This window comes from Bradyrhizobium sp. WSM2793, assembly GCF_000379585.1.
Classification (GTDB): domain Bacteria; phylum Pseudomonadota; class Alphaproteobacteria; order Rhizobiales; family Xanthobacteraceae; genus Bradyrhizobium.
On record NZ_KB902770.1, the window covers coordinates 100,900 to 123,050 of the forward strand.

Genomic DNA, 22,151 nt, shown 5'->3' on the forward strand with positions numbered 1-22,151 from the left:
GGCGGACACCTCATGCAAAAAACTGATGACTATAAGAGGAATAACAAATTTGGCGGATGGCGAGAATGCCCCTAAGGCTTGCCGGCAGACAAGGTCAAGCGGAGACGAGCCATGACGAGCCAATTGGACAAAGCGAAAGCATTTCGCGCCCTGCACGAGCGGCCCGGTGCGTTCATCATTCCCAACCCCTGGGACGTCGGCACCGCAAAACTGCTCGCCGCGGCCGGCTTCGAGGCGCTCGCAACCACGAGCCTCGGCCTTGCCAACATGCAGGGAAGCTCGACCGTCAGCCTGGACGAGATCCTCGAGAATTGCCGCGCGATCGCGCAGGCCACCGATCTTCCGGTCAGCGTCGATCTGGAAAACTGCGGCGCGCACGATCCGAGACGCGCGGCCGAGGCGATCCGGCGCGCCGCCGAGGCCGGTGCGGTCGGCGGTTCGATCGAGGATTCGACGGGCGATCGCGATCGGCCGATCTGCGACTTCTCACTGGCGGTCGAGCGCGTGCAGGCGGCCGTCGAGACGGCGCGCTCGCTGTCGTTTCCCTTTACGCTGACGGCGCGGGCGGAAAACCTTCTCCACGGGCGCAACGATCTCGACGACACGATCCGGCGGCTTCAGGCGTACGAAGCGGCGGGCGCGGATGTCCTCTACGCCCCCGGGGTCCACGACCTTGCCACGATCAGGACGGTCGTGACCTCGGTCGGAAAACCCTTCAACCTCGTGATGGGTTTTGCCGATCCGACGCTGACGCTCGCGCAATTGTCCGCGGCCGGCGTCAAGCGCATCAGCGTCGGTGGCGCCATGTCGCGATACGCGCTGGCCGCCTTCCTGAAGAGCGCGCGCGAGATGAAGGAGAATGGCTCCTTCACCTATGTTCGCGAGATGGCACCGATCAAGGACCTGCGCGCCGCCTTCGCCGCAGTCACTCCTCCTTGAAGCCGTATTCCGGCACGTTACCGCTGGCGCCGTAATATTTGTACGGCAGGAATTTGCCGCTCATGGTGATCTTGACGCGGTCGCCCTTCGGGTTGGCGACGCGTTCGATTCCCATGTCGAAGTCGATCGCCGACATGATGCCGTCGCCGAATTCTTCTTCGATCAGCGCCTTCCAGGCCGGACCGTTCACCATCACCATTTCGTAGAAGCGATAGATCAAGGGATCGGTCGGCGGCATCGGCGTGCCGGCGCCGCGCATCGGCACCTCGTTGAGCATCGCCGTCTCCGCCTTCGACAGACCGAACAGCTCGCCGGCATTGGCCGCCTGCGGCTTCGTCAGCTTCATCTGGCCGAGGATGGCGCCGACGATGAGGACCTCGGAATACCCCCCGATCTTGTCGCAGATGTGCTTCCAGCTCCAGCCCTTCTCGCGCTTGATGTCGAGCAGCTTCTCGGTGAGGTCTTCGCGTTTCATGTCAGGTCTCCGTTTCAGGCAGTCAGTCCGGGACTGGTCCCGGGAATCAAGGTCTGGCGTTGCTCGTCACCACTGGTCGCGATCGTCAGGCCGGGCTTGCCGATATGCACCAGCGGCACATTCCGCGGATCGTGACCGGGTGTCTCGGCGGTAAACGTCTTGCTGCGCGTCACCAGGAAATCGATGATGTGGTTGCGCAGCGCGTAATAGAGCGGATGGCGGTGCAGATCGATGCGGCCGCGGTCTCTCGGCAGCGGATTCTCCACGACCTCTGCGAGCACCGCGCCGGGCCCGTTGGTCATCAGGAAGATCTTGTCGGCGAGGTAGATCGCCTCGTCGACGTCATGGCTGATCATGAACGCGGTCTGCCCAGTCTCGAGGCAAATGCGCCGCACCTCGTCCTGCAGCGTGCCGCGCGTCAGCGCGTCCAGCGCCGAGAACGGCTCGTCCATCAGCATGATCTTCGGCGTGATCGAGAGCGCACGTGCGATGCCGACGCGCTGCTTCATGCCGCCGGACAGCTCTGACGGCCGCTTGTGCTCGGAGCCGGTGAGACCAACGAGGTCGATGAAGCTCTGCGCGTGCGCCTTCACCTTGGCGCGGTCCCAGCTGCGCCATTTCGAGCTCACGGCATAGGTGACGTTGCCGAGCACGGTGCGCCAGGGCAACAGCGCGTGGCTCTGGAAGATCACCGCACGGTCGAGGCTGGTGCCCGAAATCGCCTGCCCGTCGACGATGACGGCGCCCTCGCTCGGCGCATCGAGGCCGGCGAGGATGTTGAGCACCGTGGTCTTGCCGCAGCCGGAATGCCCAATCACGCAAGCAAACTCGCCCCGCGCCATCGAGAGCCACAGGTTCTCGAAAACGGTGGTCGTGGCACCGCCGGCGCCCGGATAGCGCTTCGCGATGGCTTCGATGGAGATGAATTTGTCGGTCATCGCCCCTACTCCGGAAACGTGACCATGCGCGTGAAGCGCGCCAGGATCTGGTCGAGCAGCATGCCGACGATCCCGATCAGGAGGATCGCGATGATCACGTTGGTGATCGACAGATTATTCCACTCGTTCCAGACGAAGTAGCCGATGCCGGTGCCGCCGACGAGCATTTCGGCAGCGACGATCACGAGCCAGGCGATGCCGATCGAGATGCGCATGCCGGTCAGGATCGTCGGCGCCGCCGCCGGGAGGATCACGGTGAAGGCGCGCCTGACGGTGCCGACCTCGAGCGTTCGCGCGACGTTGATCCATTCCTTGCGCACGCTGGCAACGCCGAACACGGTGTTGAGCAGCATCGGCCAGATCGAGCAGATGAAGATGACGAAGATCGCCGAGATCGAGGAATCCTTGATGGTGTAGAGCGCGAGCGGCATCCAGGCCAGCGGCGAGATCGGCTTCAACACCTGGATGAAGGGATCGAGCGCCTTGCTGAGCAGCGGCGACATGCCGATCAGGAAGCCGAGCGGGATCGCGACCAGCACCGCGAGCAGATAGCCGGTGCCGACGCGCCCGATGGAATAGCCAAGTTGGATGCCGAGCCCTTTGTCGTTCGGCCCGTTGTCGTAAAACGGCCGTCTCAGATGCTCCCACAGCTTGGCGCCGACGTCGAGCGGCCCCGGCATCGCCGATTTGCCCTGCGTCGCGGTCAGCCCCATCAGCTTGGCATATTCGGGGCTCATCGTGGCGACGGGGCCCGTCGAGCGCGTGGCGAGATGCCAGATGCCGAGGAACGCGGCGAGCAGCGCGATGGAAACGAGACCGGCGCGGAGACGGAGGGAGGAGCTGGTCATCTCCCTCTCCCAATGTCGTCCCGGCGAACGCCGGGACCCATACCGCGGAATCTATCGATCGCAATCGGTGGGCATACCGAACGACGAGTCTTCGCCAAACGTCTCCCTGGGGGTATGGGTCCCGGCGTTCGCCGGGACGACGCTGGGGAGAAAGCGCAGCCCATCACGACGACTTCCTGATCTTGAAGCTCGCGACATAGTCCTCCGGCTTGGCCGGATCGAAAGTCTTGCCCATCACCGCAAACGACTTGTATGCGCTCGCCGGCGGCGACAGGCCCATCTCCGTCATCAGCTTCTTGGTGTCGGTGGCCAGATACACCTGCTCGGCCACCGCCTTGTAGTCGACGTCGCCCTTGATCTGGCCCCAGCGCTTCATCTGCGTCAGCATCCACACAGCAAAGGATTGCCAGGGGAACGGATCGAAATCGACGCGCCTGGCGTCGGTCTTCACGCCGCCGAGACCGTCGGCATAGGTGCCGGTCAGGACCTGTTCGAGCACCGTGACGGGCGCGTTGATGTAGTTGGCCGGCGCGATGGCCTCCGCAATCTGCTTGCGGTTCTCCGCCTTCGAGGCATAGGCGGTCGCATCGACGATCGCGCGGGTCAGCGCCGCAAAGCTGTTTGGCGCTGACGTGATGAACTCGCGGCTTGCGGCAAAGCTGCAGCAGGGATGCCCGTCCCAGATCTCCTTCGACAACAGATGCATGAAGCCGACGCCGTCATAGATCGCGCGCTGGCAGATGTTGTCGGGCGCGAGGAAGCCGTCGATGTTGTCGGCACGCAAATTGGCGACCATCTCCGGCGGCGGCACCGAGCGCAGCTGCACGTCGGTATCGGGATCGAGACCGTGCTCGGCGAGATAGTAGCGCAGCAGGTAATTGTGCATGGAATAGTCGAACGGGATGGCGAATTTCAGGCCCTTCCAATCCTTGGGGTCGCGCTTGTCCTTGTGCTTGGCCGCCAGCACGATGCCCTGCCCGTTGATGTTCTCGATCGCGGGCACCGCAAACGGGATGGCGTTTGCGCCCAGGCCCAGCGAGATCGCGATCGGCATCGGCGCCAGCATGTGCGCGGCGTCGTATTCCTTGTTGATGGTCTTGTCGCGGATCACGGCCCAGCCGGCGGTCTTGACCACTTCGACATTGAGTCCGTGCTTGGAGTAAAAGCCCATCGGCGCCGCCATGATGATGGGCGTGGCGCAGGTGATCGGAATGAATCCGACCTTGAGGTCCTTCTTCTCGGGCGTACCGGCCTGCGCGAACACCTCGGTCGCCGTCTTGAGCGGGAAGAACTGTGACAGTGCGGCAAGCGCAGTCGATGCGCCGACCGACTTCAGGAATGCACGCCGCGCCACGTCCTGCGGAAACATCGCGCGCATCACCGCGGAGGCGACGACGCCCTCGTAACGCTTCTCTTGGCTTTCGACCGGTTCGCAATGCAGAGCCATCGCCTGCTCGTGCTCCGCCGCAGAGCGATGCTGGCCGCAGATACAGCCGGCTCGAAGGTTGCGATCGGGATCAAACGGATTGTCGAACGTGGACATCGGCCCTCCTGCGCGTCATTGCGGGGAGGAATTACGCAAGGAGCATGCCACGACCCTAGAAGCGGCCAGCGCCTTGATGACACAGTAATTTCGCCTGCGCTTGGCCACTACGAAAACTCGTGATAAACGAATTTTCGTAGTTCAATGACGAGATTTCGTAATGGCAACGACGCCAGTGCCCGTCCACGATGATGTGGCTTCCGCCATCGACCCGCGCATCGCGGCGTTCGAATTCTCCGTCGAGGCGACGCTTCTGGTCGACCCCTACGGCGACCAGATCGTCGATGCCAATCCCGCCGCCTGTGCTCTTCTCGGCTACGACCGCGCCCTGCTCCGGCAGACCAGGCCCAGCACGCTCCACGCCGGCGAGCTTGCCGCCCTCACCGTCTTCACCCAGGCCGTGCTGCACAAGGGCGCCTATTGGACCACGGCGCTCAATCCCCGCCATGCCACGGGGCAAGATCTCCGGCTCGAATATGCCGGCTGCCTGCTGCCGCATGACGGCCGCTCGCTGCTGCTGCTGACGCTGACCGATCTCGAAGCGCGCCGCCGGCGCAATGTCGATGCCGCCGCCGAAGACCACATGCGCGGCGGCATTTCGACCTGGCAGCGGGTCGAGCGCGTGTTTCAGGACATCGAACGCGAGAACCAGCTGATCCTGCGCGCCGCCGGCGAAGGCATCTATGGCGTGAACGCGGAAGGCAAGACCACCTTCGTCAATCCCGCGGCCGAGCGCATGCTCGGCTGGACCGCCGAAGAGCTGGTCGGCAAGGAGATCCACCCGATCGTCCACCACACTCATCACGACGGCCGCCACTATCACAACCACGATTGCCCGATCTATGCCGCCTTCCGCGACGGCGCCGTGCACCAGGTCGACGGCGAGGTGTTCTGGCGCAAGGACGGCTCGCCCGCCTGGGTCGAATACACATCGACTCCGATCCGCGATCGCGGCGTCGTGGTCGGCGCCGTCGTGGTGTTTCGCGACGTCAGCCAGCGCCGTGAGGCCGACGAGAAGCTGCACGCCGCCCTTGCCGAGGTCGACCGCCTGCGCGAACGGCTGGAGCTGGAAAACGCCTATCTCCAGGAAGAAATCCGCATCGAGACCAATCCGCGCGGCATCATCGGTCAAAGCGAGGCGATCCAGAAGACGCTGCGGCAGGTCAAGCTGGTGGCGCCAACCACCGCGGCGGTAATGATCAACGGCGAATCCGGCACCGGCAAGGAGCTGATCGCGCGCGCCATCCACGAGGACTCCACCCGCAGCGACCGGCCGCTGATCCGCGTCAATTGCGCCGCGATCCCGCGCGAATTGTTCGAGAGCGAGTTCTTCGGCCATGTCCGAGGCGCCTTCACCGGGGCGACGCGCGACCGCATCGGCCGCTTCGAGCTCGCCGACGGCGGCACGCTGTTCCTCGACGAGGTCGGCGAGATTCCGCTCGAACTCCAAGGTAAGCTGCTGCGCGTGCTGCAGGAAGGCCATTTCGAGCGCGTCGGCGAGGCGCGCACCCGCGCGGTCGACGTTCGTGTCATCGCCGCGACCAATCGCGATCTCAAGCAGGAGGTCCAGCGCGGCCGCTTTCGCGAAGACCTCTATTTCCGCCTCAACGTGTTCCCGATCGAGACCGTCCCCTTGCGCGAGCGGCGCGAGGACATTCCGCTGCTCGCCCAGCACTTCCTGACGCGCGAGAGCAAGGCGTTGAAGTCGAATTTGCGCCTGTCGGAGGGCGACGCGCGGCGGCTGACCCGCTACGACTGGCCCGGCAATGTCCGCGAACTGCAGAACGTGATCGAGCGCGCCGCGATCCTGTCGCAGAACGGCCGCCTGCGCATCGATCTGCCTGACGCCTCCGGCGCGCAAGCGCCTAGCGGTGCCGCTCGTCAGAAGCTCGACGCGCGTCCCGCCGTCATGACGTCGTCGGAAATGCGCGACCACGAGCGCGCCAACATTTTGGCCGCGCTCGAGGCCTGCGCTGGAAAAGTCTTCGGCCCCGGCGGCGCGGCCGAGATGCTGGACATCAAGCCGACCACGCTGGCCTCGCGGATCAAGGCGCTGGGAATTGCGCCGCGTTCGCGGACTGGCCTCAACGGTTTGGCATGAAGCGATCAGCTTCGATGCTGGCCACGGGCTCATTTCACCTCTCGCGCTTGCCGGGGAGGTCGGCGCGAAGCGCCGGGTGGGGGCTCTCTCCACACTGGGAATCCCGCTGAGGAACACCCCCACCCCAACCCTCCCCCGCAAGCGGGAGAGGGAGTGCACTTCCTTCGTGGCAACACGGCCCGATCTAGTCAGGCTGGATGGAAGCGCGCTCACGCCGCCTTGGTCGTCACCCCCGATGCAATCGGCAATCCCTGCTCGATCGGCAGCGATGGATCGCGCGACCATTCGTTCCAGGAGCCGAAATACATCCGGACGTCCTTCACGCCGGCATTCTTCAGCGCCAGGAAGGTGTTCGAGGCGCGCGCGCCCTTGAAGCAATAGAGATAGACCGGCGTCGTCGGCGAGATGCCGACGGTGGCGCATTCGGCCAGGATCTCGTCCTTGGACTTGAAGCGGGGCCCTTCCGCGGTCGGCTTCATCATGCGGTACCATTCCAGCCACACCGCGCCGGGGATGCGGCCCTTGCGCGGGCAGAAATCCTTTCCATAGGGCGAAGAGCTGTCGCCGATCCATTCGTCGACATCACGCACGTCAAGAATGGCGATGCCGGGCTTGCCGACCGCGGCGAGCATGGTCTTCGCATCGATCAGGATATCGCCGGCTTCCGGCACGACCGCGAACGAGGCCTTCGCCGGCGCCGGGACATCCTTCGTCACCGGAAGACCCGCGGCCGACCACGCGTCGAAGCCGCCATGCAGCACCTTCACCTTGGGATAGCCGAGCATGGTGAGCAGATAGTAGCCGCGGCAGGACTGGCCGAAGCCGGAATTCATCGACTGCTCGTAGATCACGGCGGTCTCCTTGCCGGAGAGGCCGGCAGCACCGAAGGCGTCGGCGAATTTGGTCTTCAGCTCGCTCATGCCTTCCGGCGTCGAGGTCGCGAGAAACGTGAAGATCTCGTGCACGTTCACGGCGCCCGGCAGGTGCCCGGCGCCATAGGCGTCGGGATTGCGGGTGTCGATGACGACACAGGGTTCGAGCTTCAAGAGATCGGCAAGTTCGCTGGCAGAGATCAGAACGTCCGTCATTGGCAGCCTCTCCGTTGAGGTTAAGTGGTCTTCTGGGGTGGACTCGTGAAGCTCAGTAATCGGCGAGCATCTTGCGCAGCTGCTTGGTAGCCGGCGTGACGATCGCGACGAAATAGGCCTCGCGCAGCCGTCGTTGCGCGCGGTGACTCCTCAGATAGCCGCGTGCGCCACAATGCAGCATCGCCGCATGCGCCGCCGCGACGCTGGCCTCGCCGGCGCGAAGCCTGAGCGCGATCACCTTGCGCCAGTAGGTCTCGTCCTCGTTGTAGGGATCGCGCGCCAGCGCCATGGTCTCGGCCTCGAGCTCGGCAGCGAGATCGCGGAAATGCACCGGCTGCTGCGGCAGATAGCGGTTGATATGGCCGAGCGGACTTCCGACCTCGTCCATGATGTTGATGCAATCGCGGATCACTCCCAGCGCCATGCCGGCCTGGAGCAGGATAAAGCCGGCACGGATCTTCTTCACGAAGGGCGCCGCAGGATCAGCAAGGACCAGCTCGTCCGGCACGAAGACATCGCGGAACTGCACGCCATAGGTGCCGGTGCCGTCCATCGCCATGAACGGCTTGCACGGCGTCAGCGTGATCGCGGGGTCCGAGCAATCGGCCAGGAACATCACAGTACCTTCATCCTCCTCACGCTCGAAGATGGTGCCGAAATAATGATCGGGGCCGAGATTGGAGACCCAGGGCAGCGCGCCGCGCACGATATAACCGCCCTCGACCTTCTTGCCTTTCAGCTTCAGTTTCTCAATGCCGAAAAAGCTCTTCATCGGGTTGGAAAGCCCGGTGCCGCCGAGCACGCGGCCGGTCGAGAACGCATCGCCGAAACGTTTTGCCAGCTTCAGATTGGTCGAGTTGGCCGCGTACCAGACCAGCGTGTTCTGGCACCAGGCCATGAAGGCCGTGGCGCCGCAGACCTCCCCGATCGCAGCCATCGCCTGGATCGCGCAGCGCAGATCCGCGGGACCTTCATGCGGCACGTGACTGCCCCAGGCGCCGACCGCGCCGAACTTGCGCAGCACCTCGGCCGGATAGACCGAGCCGTCGTCGATGCCGGGGGCAAGCGACGCGAGATCTTCGCGCGCGATCCGCGCCACCTCCCCTGCAATGGACGGTGCGGGCTGATCCAAAACCTCGGCCCGCGATAAAGCCAGTGACTCCATGATCGTCTCCCGCACCTTGTCCTGGTTGCTAACAGCTAGATGCCGACCTCGAGATTGACCGGGCGCGTGAAGGTGTTGGCGACCGGCGACCATTTCTTCACATGGGCGACCAGTGCGTTGATCTCGGCCTGCGAGACGCCCTCGCACGCCATGTCGACCTTGACGCGGACATCGGTGAAGCCGACCGGCTTGTCCGAGGTGTCGCCAGTGCCCCAGACCGCCGTGATGTTGAGATCGCCTTCGAGCTCGAGCTCGAGCTTGTTGACGATCCAGCCGCGATGCACGGCGTTGGCGTGCAGGCCGACCGCGAGGCACGAGCCGAGCGCAGCAAGCGAGGCTTCCGACGGATTGGGCGCGGTGTCGTCGCCCAGCAGCCCCGGCGGCTCGTCGACGATATAGGGCTGCAGATTGCGGATGTAGTTGGCGTGGCGGAATCTGCCTTCCGCGACCGTCTTGCATTTCAAGGTCTTGACGACCTTCGGATTGGCCTTGCCGCTCGCGATCAGTTGCTCGAGGCCATTCTTGTCGATGGGCGCAAGGCACCCCGTCAGCACTGTCTTTTGAACGACGGCAGTCATCATCTTCTCCCTGGCAGCCGTGGAAAACGGCAGGATACCGAACGGTCTGTTTCCTTGCATGGAGCGTGCCAGACGAGACCGAAAACGAAATGCGAGGCATTGGAGCCGCTTAGCGATGGCTGCCTGCGGATTGATCAGCCGCGCTCTGCTCAAAGGCCATGCAGATGAGATCGCCAGTGCGAATCTTTTTAGCGCGGAGCAGATGCGACTTGAAGATACCGCGCGGCTGCGATTAAGTTGCAATCCATGGCCAAAGCTTCACTGAACAAGCCTTCACTGAACAAGATGTCGTCGAAGAAGAACGCGCCGCATTCAGGCGCCGGCGATGACGAATCCGCGCGCGGGCGCCTGCTCAGCGCCGCCTCGCATCTGTTTTGCAAGAACGGAATCAACGCCACCGGCATCGATGCGATCATCGAGGAGGCCGGCACCGCGAAGACCACGCTTTACAAATTGTTCGGCTCCAAGACCAACCTCGTCAACGCGGTGCTGGAGAGCGAAGGCAAGCAATGGCGCGAATGGTTCATCGGCGCCATGGAAGATGGCGGCGGCGACGCGCAGGCCAAGCTGACGCGCATCTTCCCGGCCCTGAAGAGCTGGTTTGCCGAAGAGCGGTTCTACGGCTGCCCCTTCATCAACGCGGTCGGCGAGCACGACAAGGACGCCAAGCAATTCCGCAACATCGCGCTGAAGCACAAGAAGATCGTACTCGGCCACATCGAGAAGCTCGCCGCCGAGCTGGGCTCGAGCGAGCCCGCAATGCTCGCGCATCAGCTCGGCCTCATCATCGACGGTGCCATCGTCGCCGCGATGATCTCGCGTGATCCCGGCGTGGCAGACACGGCAGCGCTCACCGCGGGTCCGCTGCTCGGGCAATCGAAGGCGAAGAAGAAGCGCGCGGCGGATCAGTTAGAGGCGGTGTGAGCTTGCATTGATCTCGTAGGGTAGGCAAAGGCGCGAAGCGCCGTTGCGCGAGTCGAGCGCGGCGAAACGCTGCTCGTTACCGGCGCGGCCGGCGGAGTTGGGCTTGCCGCCGTCGACCTCGGCCGTCATCTCGGCCTGCGCGTCGTCGCCGGCGTCGGCTCCGACGACAAGGCGGCCCTGGTCCGCGGCTACGGGGCGAGAGACATGGATTGCGGTGGAGCGCGACGTGCAGCTCGGGCGTCTTTCGTAGGGGCGACACGAGCGCCTGGCACCAGCCCGGGCCTGCCAGCCGCTCGGCTGGCCCGGGGCGCGATCCACTTTGCCCAACATGTGGACGCTGCCAGGCCTTGAGAAGCGTTGAACCCGTGTTTGATCAAAGATACCCTTGAAAATCTTCGTCCAGAAAAAACAAGATCCAGGGGGACGTGATGGTTCGCAAGTTAATGGCATTTGCAATCGTTGCCGCGGGCATGTGGTTCGCTGGCGTCGCAAATGTTGAGGCGCAGCAGCCGGAGCTCAACGCGCCAGACCTGGTCCTCATCAACGGAAAGGTTCTGACGCTGGATGAGCGATCGACGATCACGGAGGCAGTGGCCGTCGCGGATGGAAAGATCATCGCAACCGGAACCAGTGCTTCGATGAGGTCGCTCGCCGGCGCTCGGACCCGCGTGCTCGATGTGGCTGGCAAGACCGTCATCCCCGGATTGATCGATACACACGCTCACTTCAAGGCCGCTGGTCTTGGCGACTATGTCGTCATCATGGGCCGAGCCAAGACGGTCGCCGAAGCGCTCGAGGCCATCAAGGCATTCGCTGCGAAGAAGAAGCCGGGCGAGTGGATTGTAGGTGGCGCGTGGCATCCGCCTTCACAATTGGCCGAGAAGCGATATCTGACCAGGCAGGAGATTGATAGCGTTGCTCCAGACAATCCGGTCTATCTTCGCACCGTCGGGCATTTCTCGATGGCGAACAGCATGGCTCTACAGCGGGTCGGAATCGACAAGACCACCGCGGATCCGAACGGGGGAAAGTTTGAGCGCGACGCGGCCGGTGAATTGACCGGCGTGCTGGTGGAGACGGCGATCGATCGGGTCGAGAAGGCCGTACCGCCCTGGACAGAAGACGATGAGATGCGGCAATTCACGATTGCCGAAAGTGTGCTGAACAGCTTCGGTATCACGAGCGTGGTCGAAGGCGCGACAGAGGCACGCGATATCCGCATGCTGCAGAAGCATGTCGCATCCGGGAAAGCCACATTGCGCACCGGCGTGATGTTTCGACCGGAGCCCCCGGCCGATCTGACCGCGTGGGAAGCGATCATGGCAGGCAATGGGGCCTCTTCAGGCTTTGGCGACGATTGGCTGAAGTTCGCAGGAATCAAGATCTTCTACGACGGCGGCATGACGCTGAAGACAGCGCTCATGCGCGAGGTGTATCCCGAGTCACATGACAACTATCATGGCGTTGCGCAGCAGACACCTGAGCGATTGAAACAACTCGTCTCCATCTGCCACCGATATGACTGGCGGGTCGGTGTCCACGTGGTGGGTGACCTTGGTATTGACCAGGTGCTCGATGCGTTCGAGGCCGCGGATAAGGAGAAATCGATCCGAGACCGTCGCTTCGTCCTCATTCATGCCAGCCTGATCCGGCCAGAACAGATGGAGCGGGCGCAGAAGCTGGGAGCCCGTGTCGATTTCCAGAACGCTTTCATGTGGGATAAGGCAGCGACCGTCGAACGATTTCTCGGGAAAGCGACCGCTGACCGCGCCGTACCGACCAGGACGTTAATCGAAAAAATGGGCCTCAATAGTCTCGGCGCCGGGACGGACTTTCCCGTCAACCCGATCAACCCCTTCCTCAACATGTACATTATGGTGACCAGGAAGGACCCCAACGGAAACGTCTACGGCGCGGCAGAAGCCATTACGCGCGAGCAGGCCCTACGGCTCTACAGCAGCGCGGCTTCGCGCTACACGTTCGATGAAGCACGTAAAGGGACCATTGAGCCCGGAAAGCTTGCGGACATCGTGGTGCTCTCCGCGGATTACACGGCGGTGCCGGAGGAGCAGATCAAGGACATCAAGGTGGACATGACGCTCGTGGGCGGCAAGGTCGTGTTTCAGCGCTGACGTCATCCGCTGCCGACCAGCAGGAAGTGCCGCAGGGTGGGCAAAGGCGCGTAAGCGCCGTGCCCACCTTCTCTTGATGATCAGCGAGAGATGGTGGGCACGCTTGCTTTGCCCACCCTACGAGAGCTATGCCTTACGGCACCTACATCGCTTGCTCGATCATCCCCTGCAGCCGCGCCAGCTCCGCCTCGAGATCCCGCTCCACATCCGCGGCGCGAATCTCCAGCACCCGATAGTCCCGCGCCTCGAGCCAGGCCCGCCGCGATGCGCGATCCGCTGCGATCGCTTCCCCCTCGCCCGGATTGACCAGCTCGATCGCGATCCGATGCGGGAAGGAGACGAAGTCCGGGATGTGGCGGCCGACCGGGGTCTGGCGCTTGAACTGGCCGGCGAAGCGACGGTCGCGGGTCAAAGCCTGCCAGAGCAGACGCTCGGCATCGGTCGGGTTGCGGCGAAGCAGGCGGGCGAGGCCGCGCACGGTCGAGCCGCTGTCGGGCACGCCGCCGCCCTGCCCGTGCTCGGCCAAGAGCGCGCGCAGGCGCGTCGCCTGCTCGCCGTCGAGCACGCCGCCCTTGGCCGGGCCCTTGCGTCCCTCGGCGATCGCCATGATCACCCCGTGCAGGGTGTGCATGTCCTGCTTGGTCGGCTCCATCCGACTGAAGATGTTGCGCAGGTTCACCAGCATGGTGTCGCGCTTCTCGGCCGGGCGCAAAAATTCCACCTTGTCGAGCTCGCGGATGAGGTTGTCGAAGAAGGCCTGCATCTGGTGCTGCGAGGCGCGCTCGGAGCGCTCCGGCATGGCGTGCGGCAGCTCGCCCGAGGTCATCAGTTTGAACCATTCATAGCCGACCAGCAGCACGGCCTGGGCGAGGTTGAGCGAGGCGAAGCCCGGGTTGACCGGGAAGGTGATGATGCGGTTGGAGAGGCCGACCTCCTCGTTGGTCAGGCCCCAGCGCTCGCGGCCGAACAGGATACCGGCCTTGCCGCCGGTCGCGACGTGACCTGCGATCTCGCTGGCGGCTGCCTCCGGCCCGACCACGGGCTTGGCCTGGTCGTGCGGGCGAGCCGTGGTGGCGAACAGCAGGTCGAGGTCGGCGACGGCCTCTTCGACCGTGCCGAACAATTCGACCTTTTCCAGAATGTGGTCGGCGCCGGCGGCGGCCCGCTGTGCCGCGATGTTGGGCCAGCCGTCCCTGGGGTTGACGATGCGCAAGGCGCCGAGCGCAAAATTGCCCATGGCGCGCGCGGCCATGCCGATGTTTTCCCCGAGCTGCGGCTCGACCAGGATCACGATGGGACCGTCGAGGGACAAACCCGCCTTGCTCTTGTCAGTCCCCGACATCTCGTTTCGCTTTCACTCTTCGTCTCAAGGCCTTGCCAGGGCACTCTCAGGAATTGATTCAAGCCAGCCTTTCCCAAGTCGTCCCTGGGCCGGCCGGCGCTGTCCGCCTCGTTTGCCTGTCCTGACGAAATTCTCAAGGGAAATAACGGGTTGGAATCGACTTTTGAATCTCCACTGGATCCTCGGATCCGGCCCTGCGGCAGGGCGGCCCTGCCCCCACGTCTGGGGAAGCTGGATGAGCTAAAAGTGCATAATCCCTTGGCTTTCGCCCGCCGCGTCTGGGTGCTAAGAGGCGGCGGATATTCCCGTGGCGCGCCAAAAGCGCCGTTCCCAAGAGGCTTCCCCGATCATGGCAAAAATCAAGGTATCCAATCCCGTCGTCGAGCTCGATGGCGACGAGATGACCCGGATCATCTGGCAGTACATCAAGGACAAGCTGATCAACCCGTTCCTGGATGTCGAGCTGATGTATTTCGACCTGGGCATGGAGTACCGCGACCACACCAACGATCAGGTCACCATCGACGCCGCCGAAGCCATCAAGAAGGTCGGCGTCGGCGTCAAGTGCGCCACCATCACCCCGGATGAAGCCCGGGTGAAGGAGTTCAACCTCAAGCAGATGTGGAAGTCGCCGAACGGCACCATCCGCAACATCCTCGGCGGCTGCATCTTCCGCGAGCCGATCATCTGCAAGAACGTGCCGCGCCTGGTTCCCGGCTGGAGCAAGCCGATCATCATCGGCCGCCACGCCTATGGCGACCAGTACCGCGCCACAGACATCAAGTTCCCGGGCAAGGGCACCCTGTCGATGAAGTTCGTCGGCGAGGACGGCACCGTGATCGAGAAGGAAGTGTTCAAGGCGCCCGGCGCAGGCGTCGCCATGGAGATGTACAATCTCGACGACTCCATCATCGACTTCGCCCGCGCCTCGTTCAACTACGGCCTGCTGCGCAACTATCCGGTCTACCTCTCGACCAAGAACACGATTCTCAAGGTCTATGACGGCCGCTTCAAGGACATCTTCCAGGACATCTTCGACCGCGAGTTCAAGAAGGAGTTCGACGCCAAGGGCCTGACCTACGAGCACCGCCTGATCGACGACATGGTGGCCTCGGCGCTGAAATGGTCCGGCGGCTATGTCTGGGCCTGTAAGAACTACGACGGCGACGTGCAGTCCGACACGGTCGCGCAGGGCTACGGCTCGCTCGGCCTGATGACCTCGGTGCTGCTCACCCCCGACGGCAAGACCGTGGAAGCCGAAGCCGCCCACGGCACGGTGACCCGCCACTACCGCGAGCACCAGAAGGGCAAGGAGACCTCGACCAACTCGATCGCGTCGATCTTCGCCTGGACCCGTGGCCTCGCCCACCGTGCCAAGCTCGATAACAATGCCGAGCTCGCCAAGTTCGCCAACACGCTGGAGAAGGTCTGCGTCGACACCGTCGAGGCCGGCTACATGACCAAGGACCTCGCGCTCCTGGTCGGCGCCGACCAGCGCTGGCTCTCGACCACCGGCTTCCTCGACAAGGTCGCGGAGAACCTCACGAAAGAGTTGGCGGCCTGAGCCGACCGCAATTTCGCCCGACTGGGCCAGACATCATCACGGGCCGCGCAACAGCGCGGCCCGTTTCTTTTTGAGACCTTGCGCGGAGATGCCACCATGTTCATCAAGCTTGCCGGCCCCACCATGCTGCTCGCGGCCCTGATCGGACCGGCCGGGGCTGCCGAGCCGCTCCCCGACGCCATCGCCGCGCCGGGCGAGAGCGTCGTGCTTAGCGTCCACGCCGAGGGCGCGCAGGTCTATGAGTGCAAGGCCGGCACCGACGGCAAGCTCGCCTGGGCCTTCCGCGAACCGATCGCGACGCTGCTGTCCGAGGGCAAGACAATCGGCCGGCACTATGCCGGCCCGAACTGGGAGCTCGCCGACGGCAGCGCCGTCGTCGGCAAGGCCATTGGCAACGCGCCGGGCGCAACGGCGGCCGATATCCCCTGGCTGAAGCTGGACGTAACCGCCCGCCGCGGCAGCGGTGTACTGACGCCGGTGACGACCGTGCAGCGCATCAACACCCATGGCGGCAAGCTCGACGGCGCGTGCGACAAGGCCGGCGAGTTCAGGAGCGCACCCTACTCGGCCGAGTATGTTTTCCTGAAGAAAGGCTGACCGCTCAGCGGTCGGTCCCGTCTTTCTCCGCCTGCGCCAGCTCCGCGAGCGCGAGATCGCCGCTGTCGGCAAGCCGTGCCTTGGCGGTGGTGTGGACGTGGTCGGCGAGCGTCGGCATCCGTTCGATCAAAGCGTGAAAATCCTGGGCGTCGAGCACCAAAAGGCGCGTCTTGCGCGTCGCCGTCACCGTGCCGCTGCGCTTTGTTTTATGCAGCAGCGCGATCTCGCCGAAGAAGGTGCCGTCCGTGAGGTGCACATGCTGGCTCGGCAGCGCGATCTCGACCTCGCCGGCGGTGATGAAATACATCGACGAGGCCACATCGCCACGGCGGACCAATATCTCGCCCTGCTCGATGGTGCGCGCGCGCAACAGCCGCATGATGTCGGCGATCTCCGCGGCAGACAGATGCGAGAACAGCGGCACCCGCGCCAGCATGCCCCAGGTGACGACGAAATCGCGCCGCTTCACCTCTTCGGCGAAGGCGGTGGAGATGATCGCGACCGGCAGCGCGATCATGGCGAAGCCTGAGATGATGGCGAAGGTGGAGACCAGCTTGCCGAGCGGCGTCACCGGCACGACGTCGCCATAGCCGACGGTGCCGAGCGTCACGATCGCCCACCACATCGCCTGCGGGATGGTGCCGAGCTTGTCAGGCTGCACGTCGCGCTCGATGGCGTAGAGCAGCGAGGCGAAGGTCAGGACCGCGCCGATCAGGATGACGATGCAACCGATCAGCGCGCGACGCTCGGCATGCACGGCGGCGAGCAACGAGCGCATCGCCGGCGAATAGCGGATTAGCTTGAAGAACGGCAGCACCCCGAGCGCCGCCAGCGTCGCGTGCCGGCCGGTGGCGAGCACGATTGCCGCCGGCAGGAACGCCATGAGGTCGATGATGCCGAGCGCGGAGAAGGCGTAGCCCAGCCGGTCGGACAGCGCGGAGCCCTTGCGCTGGGTGTGGCCCGCCACGGTCCACAGCCGCGCCAGATATTCCAGCGCGAACACGATCACGGACAGGACGGTGATGGCCGAGAACACCGTGCCGAACTGGGCGTCCAGCTCCGGCACCGAGGCGAGGATCATCGCGGCCACATTGAGCACGATGACGCCGATGATGAGCTGGATGAAGCGCGATCCGGCTGAATAAGCCAGCGGATCGTGCTCCAGCAATTCGTAGAGGCGATCCCTCAAATTGGGATCGCGAAGCCCACGCCCTCGCAGACCGGGGCGCATGGCCGTTTACGCGCCTGCCATTGCTTTTTCGATCGCCGCCAGCGCCTCGGTCGCCTTGGCCCCGTCAGGGCCGCCGGCCTGGGCCATGTCGGGCCGGCCACCGCCGCCCTTGCCGCCGAGCGCCTCGGAGGCAACGCGCACGAGGTTGACCGCGTTGAAGCGCGCGGTGAGATCCGCGGTGACGCCGACCACGATGCCGGCCTTGCCGTCCTCGGTGACGCCGACAATGGCGACCACGCCGGAGCCGATCTGCTTCTTGCCGTCGTCGGCGAGGCTCTTGAGATCCTTCATCTCGATGCCCTCGACCGCGCGCGCCATCAGCTTGACGTTGCCGATTTCGCGCACGCCTGAAGCTGCGCCATTGCTGCCGGCCGAAGCGCCGCCGCCCATCGCCAGCTTCTTGCGGGCGTCGGAGAGCTCGCGCTCGAGCTTCTTGCGCTCCTCCATCAGCGCGGTGATGCGCGCCGGAACGTCGTCGAGCGACGTGCGCAGCTCGTTCGCCGCGGTCTTGGCCAGCGCCATGGTCTCGTTGGCGTGCCTGCGCGCATAATTGCCGGTCAGCGCCTCGATGCGGCGCACGCCCGAAGCAACCGCGCTCTCGCCGGTGAGCGTGATCAGGCCGATGTCGCCGGTGCGCTTGACATGGGTGCCGCCGCAGAGCTCGACCGACCAGCCGAGCGCGTTGGCGCCGCGCTCGCGCGCGGTCCGGCCCATCGAGACGACGCGAACCTCGTCGCCGTATTTTTCGCCGAACAGGGCGCGCGCGCCGGCTTCGCGGGCCTCATCAACGCCCATCACACGCGTGGTGACCTCGTCATTCTCCAGCACCACGTCGTTGGCGATGTCCTCGACGCGGGCCAGCTCCTCTGCCGTGATCGGCTTCGGATGCACGAAGTCGAAGCGCAGGCGATCCGGCGCGACCATCGAGCCGCGCTGGGCGATGTGGTCGCCGAGCACCTGGCGCAGCGCCTCGTGGATGAGATGCGTCGCCGAATGATGCGCCCGGATCGAGGAGCGCCTGGAATGATCGACCTCGAGCTGCAGCGCGGTGCCGAGCTTCAGCTCGCCGCTCTCCACGTTGCCGACATGCACGAAGAAATCGCCGAGCTTCTTCTGCGTGTCGGTGACGCGAAACTTGATGCCGCCCTCGCCCGTGAGCACGCCGGTGTCGCCGACCTGGCCGCCCGACTCCGCGTAGAACGGCGTCTGGTTCAGCACGATCGCACCGGTGTCGCCGGCCTTCAGGCTGGCGACCTCTGCACCGTCCTTCACCAGCGCCGACACCACGCCTTCGGCGCTCTCGGTCTCGTAGCCGAGGAATTCGGTGGCGCCGAGCTTTTCGCGCAGCGGGAACCAGATCGCCTCGGACGCAGCTTCCCCGGACCCCTTCCAGGACTCGCGCGCCTTGGCCTTCTGGCGCTCCATTGCGTCGGTGAACGCAGCTTGATCCACGCCGATGCCGCGCGACTTCAGCGCGTCCTGCGTCAGGTCGAGCGGGAAGCCGTAGGTGTCGTACAGCGTGAAGGCGACGTCGCCGTCGAACATGTCGCCCTTTTTCAAGGACGCGCTCTTCTCGTCGAGGATGGCAAGGCCGCGCGACAGCGTCTTGCGGAAGCGGGTCTCTTCCAGCCGCAGCGTTTCCTCGATCAGGTTCTCCGCGCGCATCAGGTCGGGATAGGCCTGGCCCATCTCGCGCACCAGCGCCCAGACCAGGCGGTGCATCAGCGGCTCCTTGGCACCGAGCAGCTGAGCATGGCGCATCGCGCGGCGCATGATCCGGCGCAGCACATAGCCGCGGCCCTCGTTCGAGGGCAGCACGCCGTCCGCGACCAGGAAGGCCGAGGAACGCAAATGGTCGGCGATGACGCGGAACGAGGCGACGGTCTGCTCATTCGGTCCACTGCCGAGCGCGGACGATGTCGCATCTATCAAATGACGGAACAGGTCGGTCTCGAACACGCTGTCGACGCCCTGCATGATGCAGGCCATGCGCTCGAGGCCCATGCCGGTGTCGATCGAGGGACGCGGCAGATCCACGCGCTCCTCCTTCGTCACCTGCTCATATTGCATGAACACGAGATTCCAGAATTCGAGGAAGCGGTCGCCGTCCTCCTCCGGCGAGCCCGGAGGGCCGCCCCAGATGTGATCGCCCCGATCGATGAAGATCTCCGAGCACGGGCCGCACGGACCAGTGTCGCCCATCGCCCAGAAATTGTCGGAGGTCGGAATGCGGATGATGCGGTCGTCGGAGAAGCCGGCGATCTTCTTCCAGAGCCCGTGCGCCTCGTCGTCGGTGTGGTAGACGGTGACGAGCAGCTTGTCTTTGTTGAGGCCGAAATCCTTGGTGATCAGCTTCCAGGCGAGCTCGATCGCGCGCTCCTTGAAGTAGTCGCCGAACGAGAAGTTGCCGAGCATCTCGAAGAAGGTGAGATGGCGCGCGGTGTAGCCGACATTGTCGAGGTCGTTGTGCTTGCCGCCGGCGCGCACGCATTTCTGCGACGTGGTGGCGCGCTGATAGGGCCGCTTCTCGACGCCGGTGAAGACGTTCTTGAACTGCACCATGCCGGCATTGGTGAACATCAACGTCGGATCGTTGCGCGGCACCAATGGCGAGGACGACACGATCTCGTGGCCGTTCTCGGCAAAGAAGTTCAGAAAGGTCGACCTGATCTCGTTGACGCCGCTCATGTTCATCCAATCGGGTGTGCTTGGACCCGCTATAGGCCATCCAAACCTGACATTTAGGCTGATATCTGCGGGCTACAGCGCTTTTAGACAAGGCCAGCTTCGCTGTCCAGAAACTGTGCAAGGAGATCAGAGGGTTGCCGCAGCCGCTCAATCCCCGCTGCAATCCCGTTGATAGGGCAAGCGGACGCGTTGACAGGCTTGGCCCCGCTGTGGTCTGTACCCATCTGTATCGTACGGCCACGTCGGGAGAGACCGGCTTTAGGCAGCCGGCGCCGAAGGAGCAACCGCCCCGGAAACTCTCAGGCAAAAGGACCGCGTGGCTTTGACAGCATCTGGAAAGAGGCGCCGACGGGTTTAGACCCGGATGGCTCCCGCCGACGGGATAATACTCTCAGGCACAGCGACAGATGGGGCTTCGACTGGTGTCCTCAGGGAATCGTCCCGGGGGAACCGCCGAGGGCCCCTGTGATGCTAGCGCGCGACGACCAAGATTCCCTGAAACGTACGCCCCTTCATGGGCTTCATGTCTCCCTCGGCGGCAAGATGGTGCCGTTCGCGGGCTACGACATGCCCGTGCAATACCCTGCGGGCGTGCTGAAGGAGCACCTCCACACCCGAGCCTCCGCCGGCCTGTTCGACGTCTCCCATATGGGCCAGATCGCGCTCCGGCCGAAATCCGGCAGGGTCGAGGACGCCGCCCGCGCGCTGGAACGGCTGGTGCCGCAGGATATCGTGGCGATCGCGCCGGGACGGCAGCGCTACGCCCAGTTCACCAACGCCGACGGCGGCATTCTGGACGACCTGATGGTCGCCAATTTCGGCGATCACCTCTTCCTGGTTGTCAACGCCGCCTGCAAGGACGCCGACGAGGCGCATCTGCGCGCGAATCTCTCTGACGACTGCATCATCGCTTCCCTCGCAGATCGTGCGCTGATCGCGCTGCAGGGGCCGAAGGCCGAGGCGGCGCTGGCGACATTATGTGCAGAGGCGCCCGCCATGAAGTTCATGGATTCCGGCCCGCGCAAGGTGGCCGGCCTCGACTGCTTCGTCTCGCGCTCCGGCTACACCGGCGAGGACGGTTTTGAAATTTCGGTTCCCGCGGCCGATGCGGAACGTCTCGCCAAAACGCTGCTCGAAAATCCCGACGTGCTGCCGATCGGCCTGGGCGCCCGCGACAGCCTGCGGCTGGAAGCCGGGCTCTGCCTCTACGGCCACGACATCGACACCATGACCACGCCGGTCGAGGCCGCGCTGGAATGGTCGGTGCAGAAGAGCCGCCGCAGCGGGGGCGCGCGCGCCGGCGGCTTTCCCGGTGCCGAAAAAATCCTCGCCCATTTCGACAACGGCGCGGCCCGCCGCCGCGTCGGCCTGCTCGCCCAGGGACGCGCGCCGGTGCGCGAGGGCGCGCTGCTGTTTGCGAATGACGCGGGCGGCGAGCCGATCGGACAAGTCACATCGGGCGGTTTCGGCCCAAGCCTGAATGCGCCGGTCGCGATGGGCTATGTGCCCACCGCATCGAGCGCGCTCGGCACACAACTCTTCGCCGAGGTGCGCGGCCAGCGTCTGCCGGTCGCTGTCGCGGCCATGCCCTTCGTCAAAAACACCTACAAACGCTGAGGATTCGAGAATGACCACGACGCTGTACACCTCCGACCATGAATGGCTCGCCATCGAGGGCGACGTCGCCACCGTCGGCATCACCGACTACGCCCAGCAGCAGCTCGGTGACGTCGTGTTCGTCGAACTGCCCAAGGTCGGCCGCACGCTGAAGAAGGCGGAAGCCGCCGCCGTGGTCGAGTCCGTCAAGGCGGCCTCCGACGTGTACGCGCCCGTGACAGGCGAAGTGCTCGAGACCAACGCCGAGCTCGCGGCCGAGCCGGCGCTGGTGAACTCGGACGCGCAAGGCAAGGCGTGGTTCTTCAAGATCAAGATGGCCGACAGAAGCGAACTCGGCGGCCTCATGGATGAAGCCGCCTACAAGGCGCACACGGCTTAAGG

The 22,151-nt window shown here is 64.5% G+C and carries 18 protein-coding genes, 1 pseudogene and 1 riboswitch; of the genes and pseudogenes, 9 read left to right on the top strand and 10 right to left on the bottom strand.

All coding sequences use genetic code 11. The annotated features are described in order from the left end of the window. Positions 1–111 precede the first annotated feature (111 nt). The gene (locus A3AS_RS0105530) at positions 112–939 is read left to right on the top strand and encodes an oxaloacetate decarboxylase (RefSeq protein ID WP_018316602.1); all 828 of its coding nucleotides are present in this window, start codon (positions 112–114) and stop codon (positions 937–939) included. Here A3AS_RS0105530 and cynS read toward each other — a convergent pair. The 4 genes from cynS to A3AS_RS0105550 all read right to left on the bottom strand — a co-directional run bounded on the left by cynS (position 926) and on the right by A3AS_RS0105550 (position 4,743). Further along, entirely contained in the window at positions 926–1,414 is a 489-nt protein-coding gene (cynS, locus tag A3AS_RS43210; RefSeq protein ID WP_018316603.1) for a cyanase, read from the bottom strand. The two genes, A3AS_RS0105530 and cynS, sit on opposite strands and share 14 nt — an antisense overlap. A gap of 14 nt (positions 1,415–1,428) precedes the next feature. Beyond that, positions 1,429–2,352, bottom strand: a complete 924-nt coding sequence (locus A3AS_RS0105540; protein WP_018316604.1) for an ABC transporter ATP-binding protein — start codon at positions 2,350–2,352, stop codon at positions 1,429–1,431. A 5-nt stretch (positions 2,353–2,357) separates the two neighbouring features. Then, positions 2,358–3,200 carry a nitrate ABC transporter permease gene (ntrB, locus tag A3AS_RS0105545; protein WP_026201695.1) on the bottom strand — a complete coding sequence of 281 codons (843 nt, stop codon included), beginning with the start codon at positions 3,198–3,200 and terminating at the stop codon, positions 2,358–2,360. Between the two features lie 163 nt (positions 3,201–3,363). Next, on the bottom strand, positions 3,364–4,743 hold the full coding sequence (locus tag A3AS_RS0105550; RefSeq protein ID WP_018316605.1) for a CmpA/NrtA family ABC transporter substrate-binding protein: 1,380 nt from the start codon (positions 4,741–4,743) through the stop codon (positions 3,364–3,366). 160 nt (positions 4,744–4,903) lie between these two features. Between A3AS_RS0105550 and A3AS_RS0105555 the strand changes: the two genes are divergently transcribed. Further along, on the top strand, positions 4,904–6,844 hold the full coding sequence (locus A3AS_RS0105555) for a sigma 54-interacting transcriptional regulator (RefSeq protein ID WP_018316606.1): 1,941 nt from the start codon (positions 4,904–4,906) through the stop codon (positions 6,842–6,844). A 209-nt stretch (positions 6,845–7,053) separates the two neighbouring features. Here the strand turns inward: A3AS_RS0105555 and A3AS_RS0105560 are convergent, their stop codons facing one another. The 3 genes from A3AS_RS0105560 to A3AS_RS0105570 are packed head-to-tail and all read right to left on the bottom strand — an operon-like array spanning position 7,054 to position 9,675. Further along, entirely contained in the window at positions 7,054–7,932 is an 879-nt protein-coding gene (locus A3AS_RS0105560) for a sulfurtransferase (RefSeq protein WP_018316607.1), read from the bottom strand. A gap of 52 nt (positions 7,933–7,984) precedes the next feature. Continuing rightward, positions 7,985–9,097 (bottom strand): acyl-CoA dehydrogenase family protein, encoded by a 1,113-nt coding sequence (locus tag A3AS_RS0105565; RefSeq protein WP_049814798.1) that lies wholly within the window; start codon positions 9,095–9,097, stop codon positions 7,985–7,987. Positions 9,098–9,132: 35 nt separating this feature from the next. Beyond that, the gene (locus A3AS_RS0105570) at positions 9,133–9,675 is read right to left on the bottom strand and encodes an OsmC family protein (protein ID WP_026201696.1); all 543 of its coding nucleotides are present in this window, start codon (positions 9,673–9,675) and stop codon (positions 9,133–9,135) included. Between the two features lie 246 nt (positions 9,676–9,921). Here A3AS_RS0105570 and A3AS_RS0105575 point away from each other — a divergent pair, with 246 nt between their 5' ends. The 3 genes and pseudogenes from A3AS_RS0105575 to A3AS_RS0105585 all read left to right on the top strand — a co-directional run bounded on the left by A3AS_RS0105575 (position 9,922) and on the right by A3AS_RS0105585 (position 12,731). Continuing rightward, positions 9,922–10,599 (top strand): TetR/AcrR family transcriptional regulator, encoded by a 678-nt coding sequence (locus A3AS_RS0105575; RefSeq protein ID WP_018316610.1) that lies wholly within the window; start codon positions 9,922–9,924, stop codon positions 10,597–10,599. Between the two features lie 45 nt (positions 10,600–10,644). Beyond that, positions 10,645–10,806 (top strand): annotated as a pseudogene (locus tag A3AS_RS49940) (NADPH:quinone oxidoreductase family protein); the annotation flags it as partial. A 221-nt stretch (positions 10,807–11,027) separates the two neighbouring features. Continuing rightward, on the top strand, positions 11,028–12,731 hold the full coding sequence (locus tag A3AS_RS0105585) for an amidohydrolase (protein WP_026201698.1): 1,704 nt from the start codon (positions 11,028–11,030) through the stop codon (positions 12,729–12,731). A gap of 142 nt (positions 12,732–12,873) precedes the next feature. Here A3AS_RS0105585 and A3AS_RS0105590 read toward each other — a convergent pair whose 3' ends face one another. Beyond that, on the bottom strand, positions 12,874–14,073 hold the full coding sequence (locus A3AS_RS0105590) for a TrmJ/YjtD family RNA methyltransferase (RefSeq protein ID WP_018316613.1): 1,200 nt from the start codon (positions 14,071–14,073) through the stop codon (positions 12,874–12,876). Between the two features lie 349 nt (positions 14,074–14,422). On the opposite strand from A3AS_RS0105590, the gene A3AS_RS0105595 reads away from it, so the two are divergent. Then, positions 14,423–15,637, top strand: a complete 1,215-nt coding sequence (locus A3AS_RS0105595; protein WP_018316614.1) for an NADP-dependent isocitrate dehydrogenase — start codon at positions 14,423–14,425, stop codon at positions 15,635–15,637. 96 nt (positions 15,638–15,733) lie between these two features. Then, positions 15,734–16,234 carry a DUF3455 domain-containing protein gene (locus tag A3AS_RS0105600; RefSeq protein ID WP_018316615.1) on the top strand — a complete coding sequence of 167 codons (501 nt, stop codon included), beginning with the start codon at positions 15,734–15,736 and terminating at the stop codon, positions 16,232–16,234. Between the two features lie 4 nt (positions 16,235–16,238). On the opposite strand, the gene A3AS_RS0105605 is transcribed toward A3AS_RS0105600, so the two are convergent. Together A3AS_RS0105605 and alaS are read right to left on the bottom strand one after the other, a co-directional pair. Beyond that, positions 16,239–17,465, bottom strand: coding sequence for a cyclic nucleotide-gated ion channel (locus tag A3AS_RS0105605; protein WP_018316616.1), 1,227 nt, complete (start codon positions 17,463–17,465; stop codon positions 16,239–16,241). 6 nt (positions 17,466–17,471) lie between these two features. Beyond that, complete coding sequence (alaS, locus tag A3AS_RS0105610) at positions 17,472–20,153, bottom strand: alanine--tRNA ligase (RefSeq protein WP_026201699.1); 2,682 nt, start codon at positions 20,151–20,153, stop codon at positions 17,472–17,474. Between the two features lie 233 nt (positions 20,154–20,386). Further along, a riboswitch (glycine riboswitch) is annotated at positions 20,387–20,477 on the top strand. A gap of 144 nt (positions 20,478–20,621) precedes the next feature. Here alaS and gcvT point away from each other — a divergent pair. Together gcvT and gcvH are read left to right on the top strand one after the other, a co-directional pair. Further along, positions 20,622–21,770, top strand: a complete 1,149-nt coding sequence (gcvT, locus tag A3AS_RS0105615; protein ID WP_018316618.1) for a glycine cleavage system aminomethyltransferase GcvT — start codon at positions 20,622–20,624, stop codon at positions 21,768–21,770. 10 nt (positions 21,771–21,780) lie between these two features. Continuing rightward, on the top strand, positions 21,781–22,149 hold the full coding sequence (gene gcvH / locus A3AS_RS0105620) for a glycine cleavage system protein GcvH (protein WP_018316619.1): 369 nt from the start codon (positions 21,781–21,783) through the stop codon (positions 22,147–22,149). Positions 22,150–22,151: the final 2 nt, after the last annotated feature.